2 protein-coding genes are annotated in these 1,802 nt (G+C 73.3%); both read right to left on the minus strand.

Going from position 1 to position 1,802, the window contains the following annotated elements; translation table 11 throughout:
* A partial coding sequence (locus NCC78_RS31490) for a WXG100 family type VII secretion target (RefSeq protein WP_372495246.1) occupies nt 1–917 on the minus strand: 917 nt, incomplete at its 3' end.
* Between the two features lie 15 nt (nt 918–932).
* On the minus strand, nt 933–1,502 hold the full coding sequence (locus NCC78_RS31495; protein WP_250799081.1) for a hypothetical protein: 570 nt from the start codon (nt 1,500–1,502) through the stop codon (nt 933–935).
* Nucleotides 1,503–1,802 lie beyond the last annotated feature (300 nt).

The following is a 1,802-nucleotide window of genomic DNA, read 5'->3' on the forward strand; positions in this document are numbered from 1 at the left end:
CCGAGCCCGCCGCCGGCCCCGAGGCCCGAGGCGCCCGGCAGCCCGCCGCCACCACCCAGACCGGAGCCGAGCCCCGGGGCGGTCGCGGTGCCGGCACCGGCCAGGCCGCTGCCGTAGTCGTCGGCGAGGCTGCCGCTGCCCGGGTAGCCGCCGGTCCCGGCCGGGTAGCCGCCGCCGGAGAGGTCGGGATGCGCGCCGGAGCCGATCCCGGGAGAGCCGGTGCCGGGCAGGCGGCCCGTGTCGACCGACGGCGCACCGCCGCCCATGCCACCGGCGGAGGGCATCCCGCCGAGGCTGGGGACGCTGCCGGCGCCGCCGCCGCCGGGACCACTGCCGAGATCCGGCGTTCGCACGTCGGGAGAGGAGTCACCGCGGCCGAAGGGAGCTGCGTCCTTGACGCCCTGGTTGATGTCGACGTACTCGCCGCTGACCTGGTTGTAGACCTTGGCCGCGTCCTCGGACTTGTCGGCGATCCAGTCGTAGAGCGAGGTGAGCGGATCGAGCAGCCCCAGGAAGTCGGGCTTCACCCGCGCCTCGAAGAACCCCGTGTCGATGACGATCCGGCCGTTGCGCGCCTCCATGACATCGTTCACGCAGCTCGCCGGGACCGGGAACGCGGCCTGGGCGGCGCTGAGCTTGTCGGCGGCGTCCCGCAGCGACCGGACGATGCCGTTGTGGCTCTCCGCGTCCTCCACGACCCGGCCGGCCTCGGTTGCGATGGTGGTGATGTGGGTCTTGAAGGCGTCGTAGGCGGGGCCCTTCCAGACCGCGCCCAGGTCCTTGACGTTGGTCTCCAGGCTCTCCTTGACGGAGTTGACGTTCCGCAGCAGCTGCTCCCACAGGGAGGCCGCGGTGGCCACGTCACCCGGCCGGCCGTCGACCACGACCTCCCGGCACATGTCTTCCCAGCTGGTCATTCTTCACCCTCCCCGTCAGGCCCTGGCCGGGTTGCTGGACGCGGCACCGAACGCACGCTCCATCTCGGCCGCCGACATGGCGTTGGCGCGCTCCACCGTCTCGTAGTTCTCCTTGACCTTTCGCAGCGCGTTCGCCGCCTGGTAGAGGTCGTCGGAGAGCTTCTTGACGCTCGCGTGCGTGGTCTCGTAGAGAGCGGAGTGCTTGCCCGCGAGATCCCTGGCACGGGGAAAGCTGCCGAGCGGGCTCGTCTCCGTGACCTGCCCGGCGGCGGCCGAGCCGCCCATCCGGTCCTGGATCTCGACCATCTTGTGTGACTGTCTGTTGAGGAATTCGGCGTGGGACTCGAGCCACTCGATCGCCTTGTCGAGGCTGGACGCGTCCCACTCCGTGTCATCCCCGGTCTCGCCCGCGCCGGGCAGCAACGCCGTGGGGTGCTGCGCCCGGTTGACGTTGTCCATCGTGATGCCGTCCACGTGCACCCACGGCGCCGCTGGCGTGAGGGGCATGTAGAACGGAGCGTCCTGGCGGATCTCCTCCGGCTGGCCGGTCCTGTCCACCGGCGGTGTCGTCCGGTCGTCCGTCATCGGTTCCTCCCCGTAGCCGACTGGGATGCTGGCTTACTGCTGGTGACCGCCGGGAGCCGGCGGGGGTGGCGGGGGCACGTTCGGTGCGGTGCCCGGCGGCGGCCAGCCACCGGGCTGGGGCGCCGACGGCGGGGCGTACGGGCTGCCGGTCGGCATCGGGCCGTGACCGGGGACCGGACCGGCCTGCTGGGGGAAGGGCGCCGCCCCGCCCCCGGGCGGCGGGACCCCGGGCGGCCCGAACCGGACGCCTCCCGGTGGCGGATAGCTGGGCGCACCGGGCCGAGCGGCGGCCGGCGGCGG

The sequence above is a fragment of the Micromonospora phytophila genome (genome assembly GCF_023656545.1).
GTDB classification, from domain to species: Bacteria; Actinomycetota; Actinomycetes; order Mycobacteriales; family Micromonosporaceae; genus Micromonospora; species Micromonospora phytophila.

Bases quoted from the DNA above. Each gene is read 5' to 3' on its own strand.
- NCC78_RS31495 (WP_250799081.1), bottom strand. From the start codon at position 1,502: ATGACGGACGACCGGACGACACCGCCGGTGGACAGGACCGGCCAGCCG.